Consider the following 18,063-nt stretch of genomic DNA (forward strand, 5'->3'; position numbering starts at 1 on the left):
TTTTCTGCAAAGGTAGTGTAAAAAATCGGAAAACACGTAATAAAAACATCAAAATCTGTCAGATTATGCTCGTATATTAAGATTTTTGCGTAACTTTGCACCCGTTTTCAATATAATTTAAGCAAAAATAGATAAAAACAGACAAGAAAATATGATAAAAGCAGCACTCTTCGATCTGGATGGCGTGGTTTTCGATACAGAATCACAGTACTCCATCTTCTGGGGAATGATAGGCAGGGAGTATCATCCGGAAATGCCCGATTTCGAATATCGCATCAAAGGACAGACTCTGGTTCAGATTTACGACAAGTATTTCACCGATGAAGCCGTCTTCGCCCACATCGAAGGTTTTACAGGCGCAAAGGAGGAACAGGCTAAGATTACAGCCCGACTGGATGAGTTTGAAAAGACCATGCAGTATGAATATATTGCAGGGTTCGAAGACTTCATCAGCGACTTGAAGCAGCATGGCGTAAAATGCGCAGTGGTAACGAGCAGCAACATTCAGAAGATGCTGAATGTTTATGAACGTCACCCGGAATTCAAGGCTTATTTCGACCGCGTGCTGACAAGCGAGGATTTCGCCGAGAGCAAGCCTCATCCAGACTGCTATCTGAAAGGTGCAGCCTATTTCGGTGTGGAACCGGAGGACTGTGTAGGACTGGAAGACAGCTTCAACGGACTGAAGGCAGTGAGAGCCTCAGGAGCCTTTACCCTAGGTCTTGCCACAACGAACAGCAGAGAAGCCATCCAACCGCTATCCGACTATGTGATAGATGATTACAGAGGCTTCGGCTATGCTGATTTGCAGCGCATCGTGGATGATGCGAAATAGATTCAACGCAGAACAATAAATAAATCAAAATAAAAAATGGGATATTTATCTACTGACAAGAAGAAAATTACCACCAAGACCTTCGCAGAAATGAAGAAGGCTGGCGAGAAAGTAACCATGCTGACAGCATACGACTTTACAACAGCCGGAATTATAGATGCTGCAGGAATTGACTCTATATTAATAGGTGATTCGGCCAGCAATGTGATGGCAGGAAATGCAGACACATTGCCGATTACCGTAGACCAGATGATTTATCACGCCCGCAGCGTGGCACGTGCCTGCCAGCATGCTTTCGTGGTTTGCGACATGCCTTTCGGCAGCTATCAGATCAGCAAGGAAGAGGCGCTGCGCAATGCTTGCCGCATGATGAAGGAAACGGGTGTAGACGCTCTGAAACTGGAAGGCGGCGTAGAAATTTGCGACACGGTTAAGGCGCTGGTTAATGCAGGTATTCCTGTTCATGGTCATCTCGGACTTACCCCGCAGAGCGTTAATAAGTTTGGCGGTTATGGCATTCGTGCCAAGGAAGAGGCTGAGGCACAGAAACTTATCAGCGACGCCATTGCGCTGGACGAAGCTGGCTGCTTTGCCATCGTGCTGGAGAAGGTTCCTGCTAAACTTGCTGCAGAAGTGAGCAAGAAGGTGAAGGCTGTAACTATAGGAATAGGTGCTGGTAACGGCTGCGACGGACAGGTGCTGGTTTATGCTGATGCACTCGGAATGACACAGGGCTTCAAGCCTAAGTTCCTGCGCCACTTTGCTCAGGTAGGCGAGGAAATGACCAAGGGTGTGAAGGCTTATATTGATGCGGTGAAGACCGTAGATTATCCTAGCGCTGAAGAGAGTTATTAACATTAACTCTCTTTTTAGCGAAGTGTAAGAGAGTATAAATACGATAGATTCATAAAAGAGTTTAGAATAATGGATACACAAAATACACCAGTACATATCAAGCTGTGGCACAAGGACTTCTGGCGGTTATGCTTTGCCAACCTCTTGCTGATGTCGAGTGTGTACATGCTCGTTTTTGCCATTCCTTATTTCCTGATTCAGGAGAAGTATCAGATGTGGCAGATAGGGTGTGTGCTTCTTGCATACGGCTTTGGACTTTTCCTGTTTGGCGGCTTCTGCTCTTATCTGGTGCAGCGCTACCGCAGGAATATGGTCTGTCAGCTTTCCATTTTAGGTGTGGTTGTTTGCCTTTCGGTTCTTTACTATCTGGATACGTTCTGGAACATCAGGTTTCCTTTTGAGATTCTCCTGGCGGTCCGTTTCCTGTTGGGAGCATTTCTGGGGCTGGCTCAGATGTCGCTTGCCAGTACGCTGGTTATTGATTCCTGCGAGTCGTTCCAGCGCACCGAGGCTAATTATATTACCTCCTGGTTTGCCCGCTTTTCGATAGCCATAGGCCCCTTGGTGGCATATTTTGTTTACAACTATTTCGGCATGGCCTATGTTTTCCCTACGGCTTCGTTGCTGGCTTTGGGAGCCTTCGTGCTGGTTTCTCGCGCCAAGTTTCCTTTTAAGGCACCTGCAGAAGGAATTAAGGCTTTCAGCCTCGACCGCTTCTATCTGCCACAGGGAACTCCACTGTTTATCAACATCATCCTGATTACTTTTTCTGCGGGATTATACTTTTCTGTGCCTCATTCTACTGGTAACTTTCTGATGATTTTCGGAGGATTGGTCTTGGCGTTTCTGGCAGAAAAGTTTGTCTTTGCTGATGCAGATCTGAAGAGTCAGATAATCGTAGGTCTGATATTGTTGGCTTCTGCTGAATTGATTTCGTTCGGAAGTCAGGAGTTTGCTGTAGAAATCGTGGTTCCAACCTTGCTGGGTTTCAGCTTGGGAATCATCGGAAGCCGTTTTCTGCTCTTCTATATCAAACTTGCCAAACATTGCCAGCGCGGCACGAGCGTGAACTCATTCTTCCTGGCTTGGGAGTTGGGATTGAGCTTGGGACTCGGTCTCGGATTCCTGTTCCATAATCTTCCGGCGAGAGCGCATTTTGACGTAGATCATCCTGTATATAATATGATTGAATCAGGGATGTTGCACTATGCGCTTCTTTTTACAATCGTATCGTTGCTGGTGTACAATTTCTTGGTTCATCCTTGGTACATGAAGCATAAAAACAGATAAAATATTTGAAATCTCGTTTGTTTCATAAAAGCTATTCTTTAAAAGAACCTAAAAATAGCTTTTATGAAACATTTTTAATATTATTTAGATAGGTTTTTTCGCTTTTGTGGCTTAATTTGAGTACTTTTGCGTTTAGTTTTGGAAATATATTGTTTGAATTAAGAAATTAAACGTAAAAATATAGAATTATGGCAGAAGCTATTGATATCCGCGAATTGAATATCCGGATAGAACAACAAAGTCAGTTTGTTACCAATCTGGTAATGGGCATGAATAAGGTAATCGTAGGTCAGAAACACCTCGTAGATTGCCTTCTTATCGGTCTTCTCTCTGATGGTCATATCCTGCTTGAGGGTGTACCTGGACTGGCGAAGACACTTGCAATCAAGACATTGTCACAGCTTATCAGCTCCGACTATAGCCGCATTCAGTTTACTCCTGATCTGTTGCCTGCCGATGTGGTGGGTACTCAGATTTATTCACAGAAAGATGAGGCTTTCCATGTAAAGCGCGGTCCTGTCTTCGCCAATTTCGTTTTGGCAGATGAGATTAACCGTGCCCCAGCCAAGGTGCAGAGTGCGCTGCTCGAAGCCATGCAGGAACATCAGGTTACCATTGGCGATGAAACCTTCAAACTGCCTAGTCCGTTCCTGGTAATGGCTACACAGAACCCTATCGAGCAGGAAGGAACCTATCAGTTGCCTGAAGCACAGGTAGACCGTTTCCTGCTGAAGGTAATCATCGATTATCCTACACTGGAAGAGGAGAAACTCATCATCCGCGAGAATATTCAGGGCGGACTTCCTGAGGTTACACCTGTAACATCTGCCGAGGAGATTCTGAAGGCCCGCAAGATTGTAAACGAGGTTTATCTCGATGAGAAGATTGAGCAGTATATTGCCGATATCGTCTTTGCTTCACGTTATCCTGAGCGCTACGGACTGGGAGAGCTGAAAGATATGATTACCTTCGGCGGCAGTCCTCGTGCCAGCATCTCTCTTGCCAAGGCAGCCAGAGCCTATGCGTTTATCAAGCATCGCGGCTATGTGATTCCTGAGGATGTGAGAGCTGTAGCCCATGACGTAATGCGCCATCGTATCGGCCTTTCTTACGAGGCTGAGGCAAGCAATGTGACAAGCGAGGAAATCGTAAGCCGCATCATTAATAAGGTGGAAGTGCCTTGATCGTTAACAGTTTATAGTTAACAGTTTATAGTTAACAGTTGATAGTTTATAGTTAATAGTTTAGGATTTTGGATACACAAGATATCTTAAAAAAGGTTCGGAAGATAGAAATCAAGACTCGCGGACTGAGTCAGAACATCTTCGCAGGTCAGTATCATTCTGCCTTCAAGGGTAGGGGAATGGCCTTTGCCGAGGTGCGCGAATATCAGTATGGCGATGATGTGAGAGACATCGACTGGAACGTGACCGCCCGCTTTCATAAGCCTTACGTCAAGGTGTTTGAAGAGGAAAGGGAACTGACGGTGATGCTGCTCGTAGACGTCAGCGGGTCGCTCGATTTCGGTACGATGAAGCAGATGAAGCGCGATCTGGCTACTGAGATTGCTGCCACACTCGCCTTCAGTGCCATCCAGAACAATGACAAGATAGGTGTCATCTTCTTCTCTGATCGTATAGAGAAGTACATTCCGCCTAAGAAAGGAAGAAAGCATATTCTCTATATCATCAGAGAAATGCTCAACTTCCAGCCGCAAAGCCAGCGTACCGACATCGGTTGCGCCCTGGAATATTTCACCCGCGTGATGAAACGCCACTGCACAGCTTTCGTAATCAGCGACTTCTACGATCATAAGGATTTCCAGCATCAGCTGCAGATTGCCAACCAGAAGCATGATGTAGTAGCTATCCAGGTTTACGACCCGCGTGCCAAAGTGCTGCCTGACGTAGGACTGCTCAAGGTGATGGATGCAGAAACCGGACATGAAATGTATATTGATACAAGTTCGAAGAAACTGCGAATGGCCCATACACAGCAATGGCTGATGCAGCAGGAAAATCTGAAAACCGACTTTGCCAAAAGCAAGGTCGACTGGACTTCGATTGCCACCAACGAGGACTTCTCTAAGGCGCTCCTGATGCTTTTCAAGCAGAGGGGCTGATAAACCGAAAGCTCAAAGTAAAGAAACTATGTTTAAAGTAAAGAATATCATATTGTCGCTCGCTCTCCTGGGGTGCTCAGGCTTAGCTCAAGCCCAGCAGGTAGAGCAACGCATCGACTCGCTGCAGATACTGATAGGACAGCAGACTGTGCTGCATCTGAAGGCTTCGGTAAAGCAGGGCGATAAGGTGGAACTGCCATCTTTCAAGCCGCAGCAGCAAATTACGCCGGGAGTGGAAGTGGTAGAGCAGAGTAAAGGCGACACTTCGCACATAGGCGACGACCGCATGGTGGTGAGCCGCGACTATACGCTGACATCGTTTGATGAAAAGGTGTATGCGATTCCTGCGCTCAATGTGAAGGTAAACGGCAAGAACTGTCATGGCAACCAGCTTGCGCTGAAGGTGCTCACCGTGCCCGTAGATACGGTTCATCCCAACCAGTTCTATCCGCCTAAGGATGTTCAGGATAATCCTTTCTCCTGGAGCGAATGGAGCGCGCAGTTCTGGTTGAGCCTATTGCTGTTAATTCTCTGTGGCTTATGGCTTTATCTGCGCAACAGACTGAAGAACAATAAGCCGATTATCACCCATATCCGCATTGTAAAACGTGTTCCGGCTCATGAAAAGGCGCTGAATCAAATCAACGTCATCAAGCAGCAGCACGTTGAGAATCAGGAAACACAGAAGGCTTACTACACCCAGCTTACCAATACGCTGAGAGAATATATCGTGAGCCGTTTCGGATTCAATGCGATGGAAATGACCAGTATGGAAATCATCGAACGTTTGCGCGAAGCAGGTGACCAGAAGATGATTGATGAACTGAAGGAACTCTTCCAGACTGCCGATCTCGTGAAGTTTGCCAAATATGAAACCCTGGTGAATGAGAACGACGCAAACCTGGTGAATGCCATCAACTTCATCGACCAGACCAAAACAGATGAGAAACCTACTGAAGAAAAGGTGGTTCCACAACTGACCAATGAAGAGCAGAAGACGCAATCTCAGCGCCGCCTCATCAAGTCGCTCCTTTGGATAGGAGCCATCGTAGGTTTGGCTCTGTTGGGTTACATCATTTATCAGTCAGCCATGCTGCTGATGTAAAGCAGGGTGTTCTTATGAAACGTTTCGCTGGGCAAAGCGGTTTATTCCGAAACTCTTTGCCTGGCTATAAATAGAAAAATATAGAAATGGAATTTGCAAGTAAAGGCTATTTTCTGTTGCTCCTGTTGCTGATACCTTATATATTATGGTATTTCCTCTACAGGAAGAAGAATGCGCCAACCATGCGCATGAGCGACACGAAAAAGTATCAATATGCTCCGAAGAGCCTGCGTGTGCGTCTCATCCATCTGCCAATGGTGCTGAGATGCATCTGTTTCGTGCTCATCGTCTGTGCGATGGCTCGTCCGCAGACGCATACAGCTTGGGACAACAAGACGGTAGAAGGCATTGACATTATGTTGGCAATGGACGTTTCCACCTCTATGCTTGCCGAAGATTTGAGACCGAACCGAATGGAAGCGGCTAAGGATGTGGCAACAGAATTCATCTCGGGAAGACCGAACGACAACATCGGTCTGACTATCTTTGCAGGTGAAGCCTTCACCCAGTGTCCGATGACAACCGATCATGCCAGTCTGTTGCGCCTCTTGCAGGCAACCCGTACGGATATTGCCGCCCGGGGACTGATTGACGATGGTACTGCAGTGGGAATGGGACTCGCCAATGCCGTGAGCCGCCTGAAGGATTCTAAGTCAAAATCGAAGGTTGTGATTCTTCTTACCGACGGCAGTAACAACATGGGCGAAATCTCGCCAATGACCGCAGCCGAGATTGCCAAAAGCTACGGAATCCGCGTTTACACCATCGGTGTAGGAACCAACAAGGTGGCTCCTTATCCAATGCCTGTGGCAGGAGGAGTACAGTACGTCAACATTCCGGTAGAGATAGATACGAAGACGCTGAGCGACATTGCGCAGACAACCGATGGTAATTTCTATCGCGCTACGAATAATAATGAGCTGAAGAAGATTTACAGAGACATTGATAAACTGGAGAAAACCAAGTTTAATGTCAAGCACTTTGCTAAGCGCTATGAAGCTTATCAGCCATTCGCCCTGGCAGCTCTCCTGGTATTGCTGGTAGAAATCCTGCTCCGCATCACCTGGTTCAGAAGAATTCCGTAATCCGGATACTGAGCCATTACTGATTATCGGAGATATTCCGCTATCCTTCGGAGATATTCTGCTATCTTTCGGAGATATTTTACCAGTTATCGGAGATATTTTACTGATTATCGGATAATCGAATAGAAGATATAATTAGAATAGAAAATGTTAAGATTTGAAGATCCTATATTTCTCTGGCTGTTGTGGATTATACCAGTACTGATTCTGATCAGACTGATAGGATGGAGAAGAAGAAAGGCTAAACTGAAGAAGCTCGGCGATCCGGAACTTCTGAAACAGCTCATGCCCAACATCTCCAAATATCGCCCTACAGTTAAGTTTGTGCTGATGCTCGCAGCCTTGGCGCTTCTCATCGTGATGGTAGCTCGCCCGCAGATGGGCAGCAAGATTTCTCACGATAAGCGACATGGTATTGAAACCATCATCTGCCTCGATATTTCAAATTCCATGCTCTGTCAGGACGTGGTTCCATCCCGTTTGGACAAGAGTAAGATGCTTATCGAAAATCTGGTCGACAACTTTAACAACGACAAAATCGGACTCATCGTCTTTGCAGGCGATGCTTTCGTGCAGTTGCCAATCACCACCGATTATGTTTCGGCAAAAATGTTTCTCCAGAACATAACCCCTGGTCTTATCCAGACCCAGGGAACCAATATCGGAGCAGCCATCGATTTGGCTTCCAAGAGTTTCACCCAGCAGGAGAATGTAGGCAGAGCCATCATCGTAATTACTGATGGCGAAAACCATGAGCCTGGCGCACAGGAGGCTGCAGCTGCTGCCAACAAGAAAGGAATCAATGTCTTTATCCTGGGCATAGGTAACACCAAGGGAGCGCCAATCCCTATGGGCGACGGCTCTTATCTGAAGGACAATGCGGGCAACACCGTAATGACCGCTCTGAATGAGCAGATGTGCAAGGAGCTTGCCCAGGCAGGCAAGGGTCAGTACATTCATGTAGATAATACCAGCGATGCGGAAAGAGCATTGAATGATGATATTGCCAAATTGCAGAAAGGCGATGTAACGAGTGTGGTTTACAGCGCTTATGATGAACAGTTCCAGGCTGTAGGTATTCTTGTCATCCTGTTGCTTATCATCGAAATCTGTCTGCTGGAGGTAAAGAATCCTCTGCTCAGAAACATCAAGTTTTTTAAGAAAGACATCAAGAAGCCTTTCTGATAAACGTTTATACATTATTATATAATAAGAATGAGATATTTAAGATATATATTGGTTTTTGCCCTGATGGTGCTGGGCTTGGCGAAGGTGGGAGCGCAGAACGACCGCAACTTCATCCGCCAGGGAAACCGCGCCTATCATAAACAGAAGTGGGCTGCAGCCGAAACGCAATATCGCAAGGCTATCTCCAAGAACCAGAAGAATGCGCAGGCTGTCTATAATCTGGGTTGCGCCCTGATGATGCAGCAGAAGGATTCGATGGCAATGATACAGTTTGAGAATGCTTCGAAACTGGAAACGAACAAGATGCGACGCGCCAGAAGTTACCACAACATGGGTGTGGTCATGCAGCAGCATCAGCAATATGCGCAGGCCATAGGATGTTATGAGAACGCCCTGCGCTGCAATCCGCAGGACAATGCAACCCGATATAATCTTGCCCTCTGCAAGAAACTGCTTAAAAACCAGAAGCAGAACAAGCAGAACGATAAGAATAAGAACAATAAGAATAAAAACAAGAACAAAGACAAGCAGAATAAGGATCAGAACAAAGATCAGAATAAAGACAAGAACAAGAACGACAAAAATAAGAACAACCAGAATAAGAACAATCAGCAGAATCAGAACAATCAGGACAAGATGAGCAAAGATAATGCTGAACAACTCTTGAACGCTGCCATCCAGCAGGAGAAGGATACGAAGCGCAAGATGCAGAAAGCGATGAGCCAGCCTCGCCGCAAGCAATATGAGAAAAACTGGTAAAAAGTAAAATAATACAACGAGCATAATAGATTTAGAACATGAAACATATAGGTTGGTTTATTATTATATGGGCAATGCTTCTGGGCTTCAGTTTGCAGCTGAAAGCCCAGCATATCAGTGTGTCGGCACCAACACACGTGGCGGCGGGAGAAAACTTCCGTGTGGCCTATACCATCAATACACGTGATGTTGAGGAATTCCGCCTGGGCGGAGTAGGAGAAGGACTTGAGGTAATCGCAGGTCCTTACACCTCATCGCAGTCCAGTTATCAGATGATCAATGGACATACTTCCTCTTCATCATCGGTAACCATTACCTATACGCTCTACGCAGCTAAGAACGGAACCTTTGGCATTGGTGCCTCTCATGCCATCGTAAATGGTAAGAAACTCTCTTCCCATCCGGTTAAGATTACGGTTTCTGGCCATGCTGCACGCAACAACGGTGCACCTTCCATGCACGGACAGAATGATTATAATGAACCACGTATGCGAACTGCCGGATCAAGAATATCAGGCAGAGACCTCTTCATCAAGGTTACAGCCAACAAGCGACGTGTTCATGAACAGGAACCGGTGCTCCTTACTTATAAGGTTTACACGCAGGTAGACCTTACTCAGTTGGAAGGCAAGATGCCTGACCTGAAGGGATTCCACAACCAGGAAGTTCCGCTGCCTCAGCAGAAGAGCTTCCATACTGAAACCGTAAACGGCCGACCTTACCGATGTGTTACATGGAGCCAGTATGTCATGTATCCGCAGATGACGGGAAGCCTCACCATTCCTGCCATTACCTTCAAGGGAATCGTAGTTCAGCAGAACAGAAATGTTGACCCGATGGAAGCTTTCTTCAATGGTGGCTCCGGCTATGTTGAAGTAAAGAAAGATATTATAGCTCCTAGTGTGAAAATTCAGGTTGATCCATTGCCTCAGCGCCCTGCCAACTTCTCGGGCGGTGTAGGTAAATTCAATATTACTGCTTCCATCGACAAGAAGGAAGTAAAGGCTGGCGAACCTATCACCATTCGTGTCGTGGTAGGAGGAATCGGAAACCTGAAGTTGCTCAAGCAGCCTGTCATTACCTTCCCTAAGGATTTTGACAAGTACGATGCGAAGGTGACAGACAAGACCCGCCTTACAGCCAATGGCGTAGAAGGCAATATGATTTATGACTTCCTGGCTGTGCCTCGTAATCAGGGAAATTATACCATTCCTGCGGTAGAATTCACCTATTATGATACTTCGGCTAACAAGTACAAGACAATTAAGACCCAGCCGTTTACGCTGAATGTAGATAAGGGCGATGGAACTTCAGACAATGAAACCTCAGATTTCAGCAACAAGGATAAGGACATTCATGCGCTGAAACTGGGCAAGTCTAAGCTCCATGATATTGACGATATGTTCTACGGAAGCTTCGGCTACTGGACCAGTCTGCTGGTTCCATTGGCAGCCTTCTTTGCCCTGCTCATTGTTTTCCGCCGCCGTGCTCTCGAGAATGCCGACTTGGTGAAGGTCCGTTCCAACAAGGCAAACAAGATAGCAACCAAGCGCCTGAAGAAGGCTCATCTGCTGATGCTCGGTGGCAAGCAGGAAGAATTCTACGATGAAGTGCTCCGTGCTTTGTGGGGCTATGTAAGCTACAAGCTCAACATGCCTGCCGAAAAGCTCTCACGTGAAAACATTCAGGCTATGCTCGAAAAACATTGTGTAGAGGAGAGAACTATTGAGAAGTTTACAACTGCGCTCGATGAATGTGAGTTTGAACGCTATGCGCCGGGCGACCCTGCCGGCAATATGAACCGTACATTCGAATCAGCAATGACTGCTATTATGGATATAGAAAATGCTATCAATGCAACGCGTAAGCAGCGTAAGAAGAGTGCAACCGGATATTCTTTCGTCTTGATGATCATGATGCTGTTGGGCTGCTCGGTTTCTGCAGGCGCTGTAACCAAGAACAATGCTGATACGGAATATCAGAAAGGTAACTATCAGCAGGCCATACGCGACTATGAGGAAATATTGAACAACTATGGTGTTTCTGCCGAAGTTTACTATAACTTGGGCAATGCTTATTACCGTACAGACAATATTACCAAGGCTGTGCTCAATTATGAGCGTGCCCATCTGCTCTCGCCAGGCGATGAAGACATCAGTTTCAACCTGCAGTTTGCACGTAGCAAGACCATCGATAAGATTACGCCGGAAAGCGAGATGTTCTTCGTAACCTGGTGGAAGGCGCTGGTTAACTTTACGAGTGTTGACTGTTGGGCTAAGACAGGCATCATAGCCATCATCATGGCGCTGGTTCTGGTCTTGGTTTATCTCTTCGGTTCGCATATCGTTTTGCGCAAGATTGGTTTCTTCGGTGGAATCTTCTTCGTGGCAGTCTTCCTGCTGAGCAATCTCTTTGCTTACCAGCAGCGGCAGATGCTCATCAATCGTACGGGAGCCATCATCATTGCTCCTTCTGTCAATGTGAAGAAGACTCCAGCCAAGACGAGCGTTGACCTCTTCCTGCTGCATGAAGGAACCCGCGTTGACATTACCGATAAGGCGATGAAAGGCTGGCGTGAAATCAAGGTAGGAGACGGCAGAGAAGGCTGGATTGAAACCAAGGCAATTGAGGAAATCTGATTAAGATAAAATCTGATTAAAATAAAGAGAATGGATTTTAGTAGGATACAAGATTTTGACATGCAGCTGTTGCATGTGTTTAACGGCAGCGAGAATGTCTGGCTCGATCAGATGGCGATGGCGCTTACGTCGGGCTGGACATGGATTCCGCTTTATATCGTCCTCTTCGTTGTTGTGATAAGAAACAACGAGATGATGGGCCAGATTGCGCTCGTGGTAGGAGGAGCGGTGCTCTGTATCTTTCTGGCTGATGGACTGGTGGATGGAATCATCAAACCGCTGGCTGAAAGATGCAGACCTTCCAGCGACCCGATGTTCAAGTATACGGTTCAGGTGGTTGACAATATGCGCCTCAAGAGTTTCAGCTTCTGTTCGGCTCATGCAGCCAATACGCTTTCGTTAGCCATCTTCTTCTCGTTGCTTATCCGCAGCAAACTGGTTACGTGGACCCTGTTATTATGGTCGCTCGTGAACTGTTGGACCCGTCTTTACCTGGGTGTTCATTATCCGGTCGACATTCTTTGCGGTCTGGCTATCGGAGCTGTGGTGGGAGTTGTCGTTTATCTTATCTACATCAGGATGTATTACCGCATCTCCCCAAAGATTAAGTATATTTCCAACCAGTATACGAGTACGGGTTACGACTATGATGATGTAGATAAAATCATGACCGTAGTGATATTTACCCTTATTATGGTTGTGTTTTATGCCACCTGTCAGATGGCTTATCTTTAGTACAGAAATAAAAGTTCAAAAGTAAAATAAATAATGGATACAAAACACATTAAGATTAGTGATTATAATTATGATTTACCGGATGAGCGCATCGCAAAATTTCCTATCGCCCAGCGCGACCACAGCAAACTGCTGGTCTATAAGCACGGCGAGGTAAGTGATGATGTTTTTCATCATCTTCCCACATATCTCCCTCAAGGAGCCTTGATGATATTCAACAATACCAAGGTGATACAAGCGCGTCTGCACTTCCGCAAGGAAACAGGTGCGCTTATTGAGGTTTTCTTGATGGAGCCTGCAGAACCTACTGATTATGAACTCATGTTCCAGACCACCGGACATTGTTCCTGGCTCTGCATGATCGGTAATCTGAAGAAATGGAAAGAGGGAAGCCTGAAGCGTGATTTCGAAATCAAGGGCCACAAGCTTACGCTCAACGCCACTATGCGACGCGGAGATGCTCTCGGTTCTGAGGCGCAGAAAATGGTTGCAAAAGGTGGAGGAACCAACTATTGGGTTGACTTCGATTGGGACAACGACAAGGTGTCTTTCGCTGAGATTCTCGAAGCAGTAGGCGAGTTGCCTATTCCTCCATATCTCAACCGCAAGACAGAGGAGAGCGACAAGACCACCTATCAGACGGTTTATTCTAAAATCAAGGGAAGTGTGGCTGCTCCAACTGCCGGACTCCATTTTACCGATGCGGTTCTCAAGGATCTTGATGCGCATGGAATCGACCGCGAAGAAGTAACCCTGCATGTAGGAGCCGGCACATTCAAACCGGTGAAGAGTCTTGAAATCGAAGGCCATCAGATGCATACGGAATACATTGTTGTTCATCGCCGCAGTCTGGAAAAACTCATCAAGCACGAGTGCCGGGTCATTGCCGTAGGAACCACCAGCGTCCGTACCATCGAAAGCCTCTATTACATGGGCGTTCATCTGCTGAAGCATCCTGAGGCAAATGAAGAAGATCTGCACGTAAAACAGTGGGATCCTTACGAGCTTTCTGAAGATGGCAATCTGGTAGATGGAATCACTCCGATGCAGGCTATCCAGGCAATCATCGATTATCTGGACCGCAACGGCTTGGAGGCTCTCCATTCCAGCACGCAGATTATCATAGCTCCTGGCTATCAGTATAAGATTGTGAAGATGCTGGTCACCAATTTCCATCAGCCTCAGAGCACACTCCTGCTCCTGGTGAGTGCTTTCCTCAAGGGCGACTGGAAGAAGGTTTACGATTATGCTCTTTCGCATGATTTCCGTTTCCTGAGCTATGGAGATTCATCCCTGCTCATTCCGTAAAAGGAGTTAGGAAAGCTATAAATTATTAATTGTAAATTATAAATTAAAAATAGATGATTTCAGTAGAAGGACTGAAAGTAGAGTTTGGCGTCAAGCCTCTCTTTCATGATGTAAGTTTCGTTATCAACGACCGCGACCGCATTGCCCTGGTGGGTAAGAATGGTGCCGGAAAATCTACGATGCTCAAGATTCTCTGCGGTTTGCAGAAACCTACTGCTGGCGTTGTGGCTATTCCTAACGAAACCACTATCGGCTATCTGCCACAGGTGATGAAACTGCAGGACGATACGACCGTGAAAGAGGAAACCCGCAAGGCTTTCGCCCATAATACCGAGATGAAGGCGCGTCTGGACAAGATGCAGCAGGAAATGGCCGACCGCACCGACTATGAGAGCGAAAGCTATGCTCAGCTCGTAGAGAAGTTTACCCAGGAACATGAACGCAACATGATGATGGGTGGCGAAAACTATGAGGCTGAGATAGAGCGTACCTTGAGCGGTCTTGGCTTTACGCGCGATGATTTCGAGCGCCCAACCAAGGAGTTTTCCGGCGGTTGGCGAATGCGTATCGAACTAGCCAAGATTCTGTTGCAGAAGCCTGATGTACTGCTCCTCGATGAGCCTACCAACCACCTTGATATTGAAAGTATCCAGTGGTTGGAGCAGTTCCTGGCGCAGAGTGCCAAGGCTGTGGTTCTGGTGAGCCACGACCGTGCTTTCATCAACAATGTAACTAACCGTACCCTCGAAATTACTTGCGGAAGGGTAGAAGACTATAAGGTGAAATACGATGAGTATGTTGTATTGCGTGCTGAACGCCGCGAGCAGCAGCTCCGTGCCTACGAAAACCAGCAGAAGGAAATTGCCGACATCAAGGATTTCATCGAGCGATTCCGCTACAAGCCTACCAAGGCGGTTCAGGTGCAGAGCAGAATCAAGCAGCTCGAGAAAATCGTGCCTATCGAGGTGGATGAGGTTGACAACAAGCAGATGCACCTCAAATTCCCTCCTTGTCTCAGAAGTGGCGATTATCCTATCATCTGCGATGAGGTGCGCAAGGATTACGGCGCACACACCGTCTTCGACCATGTTACCTTTACCATCAAGCGTGGCGAGAAGGTGGCTTTCGTGGGTAAGAACGGCGAGGGTAAGTCTACCCTGGTAAAATGTATCATGGGTGAGATTCCTTTCACCGGAACTCTCAAGATTGGTCATAATGTGCAGATTGGTTATTTCGCCCAGAATCAGGCGCAGCTCTTGGATGAGAATCTTACCATCTTCCAGACTATCGACAATGTGGCAACAGGTGAAATGCGTCTGAAGGTGAACGATCTCCTGGGCGCCTTCATGTTTGGCGGCGAGACTTCTGAGAAGTTTGTCAAGGTTCTGAGTGGAGGAGAACGCAGCCGACTGGCGATGATCAAGCTCCTGCTCGAACCGGTGAATCTCCTCATTCTCGATGAGCCTACCAATCACCTCGACATGCAGTCGAAGGATGTGCTGAAAGAAGCCATCAAGGCTTTCGATGGAACAGCCATCATCGTGAGCCACGACCGTGAATTCCTCGATGGTCTGGTAGATAAGGTTTATGAGTTTGGCGGCGGCAAGGTTCGTGAGCATCTTGGTGGTATTTACGATTATCTTCGTGCCCATAATGCCGAGAACATCAATCAGGCTCTTGCCAACCAGAGCATGGCTTCTGCCGGTTCGCCTTCTGCCAATACTTCCGGCTCTTCTGTCGCATCAGGTTCTACAGCCGACAGTCTTGCCTCTGCCACATCCGGCAAGCAGAGCTACGCTGAACATAAGGAACAGCAGAAGAAGATCCGTAAGGCTGAGAAAGCCGTGAAGGAATGTGAAGCGAAGATAGAGAAGCTGGAAGCGAGAAAGAAGGAGATTGATGAACTCCTGATGAAACCGGAAAATGCAACCAACATGGAACTCGTGACAGAATACACCGAACTCATGAAGGGTCTCGATGAGGAGAACGAGCGCTGGATGCTCCTTTCGGAAGAATTGGAAGAAGTTTCGAAATAACAGTAACATTAATATAAAATAAAGAGAAGAAAATGAAAATGAAAATGATCTTACCGATGATGCTGATCGCAGCTCTGCCATTAGGCGCTGATGCTCAGAACAAATCGGGTCTTGTCATGAGCAATCTCGACCAGACAGTGAAGCCAGCAGACAGTTTCTATCAGTTTGCTACAGGTGGATGGCAGAAGAACAATCCTCTTCCTGCCGCTTACAGCCGTTATGGCAGTTTTGACCAGCTGGCTGAGAACAACAACAAGCGCGTCAACTCCATTCTTTCTGAACTCCAGAAGAAGACTTATAAGGCTGGAACCATCGAGCAGAAATTGTCTGATTTCTACAAACTCTCTATGGATGTTGACAGCCGCAACAAGGCTGGAATCGCTCCAGTAAAGCCTCTGTTGGATGAGATTGAAGCTGCCAAGACCAAGGAGGAGCTTCAGAAGCTTCAGGTTAAGTATGCATGGATGGGTCTCGGTTTGGGCTATGTCTCAGGTTTCGATGCCGATGAGAAGAACGTAGCCATGAACATCTACATCCTGATGCAGGGCGGTCTTACTCTCGGTGCCAAGGATTATTACCTCAACAACGATGCTGCAACTGTAGCTATCCGTGAGGCTTATAAGACTTACCTCATCAAGATGTTCCAGCTCTATGGTTTCTCTGCTGATGAAGCTGCCAAGAAGGCTTCTGCCGTATTCCTTCACGAAACAACGCTCGCTACTTTCTCAAAGAGCCGTACCGAACTTCGTGATCCTCAGGCCAACTACAACAAGATGACCTTGGCAGAATTCAAGGAGAATTATCCTAACATTCCTCTCGAGGCACTTGCCAACGCCGAGGGAATCAAGAGCGAAAATCTCAAGGAGATGATCGTAGGTCAGCCTGCTTTCTTCGCCGGTTATGACAAGGTGGCAGCTGCAGAATGTGCAGGCACATTGAAGGCTTTGATGGAGTGGGACATCATCAGTAGTTCTGCTTCTTACCTCAGCGATGAGATTCGCGAAGCCCGTTTCGAATTCTTCGGCAAGACTATGAGTGGCCGTAAGGAGGATTATCCTCTTTGGAAGCGTGCTACTACTCAGGTAGAGGCTCAGTTGGGCGAGGCGCTCGGTCACATCTACTGCAAGCGCTACTTCCCAGAAAGCTCTAAGAAGATGATGGAGACACTCGTGAAGAATCTTCAGATCAGCCTCGGTCAGCGTATCGATGCTCAGAACTGGATGAGCGATGCTACAAAGAAAGCTGCTCACAACAAGCTCGACAAGTTCTATGTAAAGATTGGTTATCCTAACAAGTGGACTGATTTCAGCAAGCTCAGCATCGACCCATCCAAGAGCTATTATGAGAACGTATTGGCTTGCCGCAAGTTTGCCAACGATAAGGAGATTGCAAAGAAGGCAGGAAAGCCAGTAGATAAGGATGAGTGGTACATGACTCCTCAGACCGTGAACGCTTACTATAATCCTACTACCAACGAGATCTGCTTCCCAGCCGGTATTCTCCAGTATCCTTTCTTCGATCCTAAGGCTGATGCAGCATTCAACTATGGTGCTATCGGCGTAGTAATCGGCCATGAGATGACTCACGGATTCGATGATCAGGGTCGTCAGTATGATGCTAGCGGTAATCTGAAGGACTGGTGGACAGCTGAAGATGCAGAAGGTTTCAACAAGCGTGCTGATATGTATGCTGATTTCTTCAGCAACATCAAGGTGTTGCCTGATCTGAATGCCAACGGCCGTTTCACCCTCGGCGAGAACCTTGCCGACCATGGTGGTTTGATGGTTTCATACAATGCCTTCAAGAATGCTACAGCCAAGAAGCCATTGAAGAACAAGGATGGTTTCACTCCTGACCAGCGTTTCTTCCTCGCCTATGCAGGTGTTTGGGGACAGAACATTACTGATAAGGAAATCCGCAACCGCGTAAAGGATGATCCTCATTCTCTCGGCAAGTGGCGTGTTGATGGTGCGCTTCCTCACATCGATGCATGGTATGAGGCATTTGGTGTAAAGCAGGGTGACAAGCTGTTCATTCCTAAGAACCAGCGCCTGGAGCTTTGGTAAATCCGGAAGGAAATTTTTCCGAATAGAATTTTTCGGGAAT

General features: G+C 47.0%; 14 protein-coding genes. All 14 read left to right on the forward strand.

Translation table 11 applies throughout. The features are described 5' to 3' along the window. Nucleotides 1-151: 151 nt before the first annotated feature. The 14 genes from ONT19_RS04005 to ONT19_RS04070 all read left to right on the forward strand — a co-directional run bounded on the left by ONT19_RS04005 (nt 152) and on the right by ONT19_RS04070 (nt 18,023). On the forward strand, nt 152-835 hold the full coding sequence (locus ONT19_RS04005; RefSeq protein ID WP_264952229.1) for an HAD family hydrolase: 684 nt from the start codon (nt 152-154) through the stop codon (nt 833-835). Between the two features lie 36 nt (nt 836-871). Beyond that, nucleotides 872-1,690, forward strand: a complete 819-nt coding sequence (gene panB / locus ONT19_RS04010) for a 3-methyl-2-oxobutanoate hydroxymethyltransferase (RefSeq protein ID WP_022120572.1) — start codon at nt 872-874, stop codon at nt 1,688-1,690. Between the two features lie 69 nt (nt 1,691-1,759). Next, nucleotides 1,760-2,980 (forward strand): MFS transporter, encoded by a 1,221-nt coding sequence (locus tag ONT19_RS04015; RefSeq protein WP_254971016.1) that lies wholly within the window; start codon nt 1,760-1,762, stop codon nt 2,978-2,980. 188 nt (nt 2,981-3,168) lie between these two features. Beyond that, on the forward strand, nt 3,169-4,164 hold the full coding sequence (locus ONT19_RS04020; protein WP_117586534.1) for an AAA family ATPase: 996 nt from the start codon (nt 3,169-3,171) through the stop codon (nt 4,162-4,164). A gap of 68 nt (nt 4,165-4,232) precedes the next feature. Next, nucleotides 4,233-5,102 (forward strand): DUF58 domain-containing protein, encoded by an 870-nt coding sequence (locus tag ONT19_RS04025; protein WP_006846686.1) that lies wholly within the window; start codon nt 4,233-4,235, stop codon nt 5,100-5,102. Between the two features lie 28 nt (nt 5,103-5,130). After that, nucleotides 5,131-6,207: a BatD family protein gene (locus ONT19_RS04030; protein ID WP_264952228.1), complete on the forward strand. Its 1,077-nt coding sequence runs from the start codon at nt 5,131-5,133 to the stop codon at nt 6,205-6,207. 86 nt (nt 6,208-6,293) lie between these two features. After that, nucleotides 6,294-7,292, forward strand: a complete 999-nt coding sequence (locus ONT19_RS04035) for a vWA domain-containing protein (protein WP_006846684.1) — start codon at nt 6,294-6,296, stop codon at nt 7,290-7,292. 147 nt (nt 7,293-7,439) lie between these two features. Next, nucleotides 7,440-8,477 (forward strand): vWA domain-containing protein, encoded by a 1,038-nt coding sequence (locus ONT19_RS04040; protein ID WP_022121981.1) that lies wholly within the window; start codon nt 7,440-7,442, stop codon nt 8,475-8,477. A gap of 30 nt (nt 8,478-8,507) precedes the next feature. Beyond that, nucleotides 8,508-9,239 carry a tetratricopeptide repeat protein gene (locus ONT19_RS04045; RefSeq protein WP_264952227.1) on the forward strand — a complete coding sequence of 244 codons (732 nt, stop codon included), beginning with the start codon at nt 8,508-8,510 and terminating at the stop codon, nt 9,237-9,239. A gap of 38 nt (nt 9,240-9,277) precedes the next feature. After that, nucleotides 9,278-11,878 (forward strand): BatD family protein, encoded by a 2,601-nt coding sequence (locus ONT19_RS04050; RefSeq protein ID WP_264952226.1) that lies wholly within the window; start codon nt 9,278-9,280, stop codon nt 11,876-11,878. A gap of 30 nt (nt 11,879-11,908) precedes the next feature. Next, nucleotides 11,909-12,613 (forward strand): phosphatase PAP2 family protein, encoded by a 705-nt coding sequence (locus tag ONT19_RS04055; RefSeq protein ID WP_022121984.1) that lies wholly within the window; start codon nt 11,909-11,911, stop codon nt 12,611-12,613. A 33-nt stretch (nt 12,614-12,646) separates the two neighbouring features. Next, nucleotides 12,647-13,921 carry an S-adenosylmethionine:tRNA ribosyltransferase-isomerase gene (locus ONT19_RS04060; RefSeq protein ID WP_264952225.1) on the forward strand — a complete coding sequence of 425 codons (1,275 nt, stop codon included), beginning with the start codon at nt 12,647-12,649 and terminating at the stop codon, nt 13,919-13,921. Nucleotides 13,922-13,974: 53 nt separating this feature from the next. Further along, entirely contained in the window at nt 13,975-15,957 is a 1,983-nt protein-coding gene (locus tag ONT19_RS04065) for an ABC-F family ATP-binding cassette domain-containing protein (RefSeq protein WP_264952224.1), read from the forward strand. Nucleotides 15,958-15,989: 32 nt separating this feature from the next. Continuing rightward, entirely contained in the window at nt 15,990-18,023 is a 2,034-nt protein-coding gene (locus ONT19_RS04070) for a M13 family metallopeptidase (protein ID WP_264952223.1), read from the forward strand. Nucleotides 18,024-18,063 lie beyond the last annotated feature (40 nt).

The organism is Segatella copri (assembly GCF_026015625.1).
Taxonomy (GTDB): Bacteria; Bacteroidota; Bacteroidia; order Bacteroidales; family Bacteroidaceae; genus Prevotella; species Prevotella copri_H.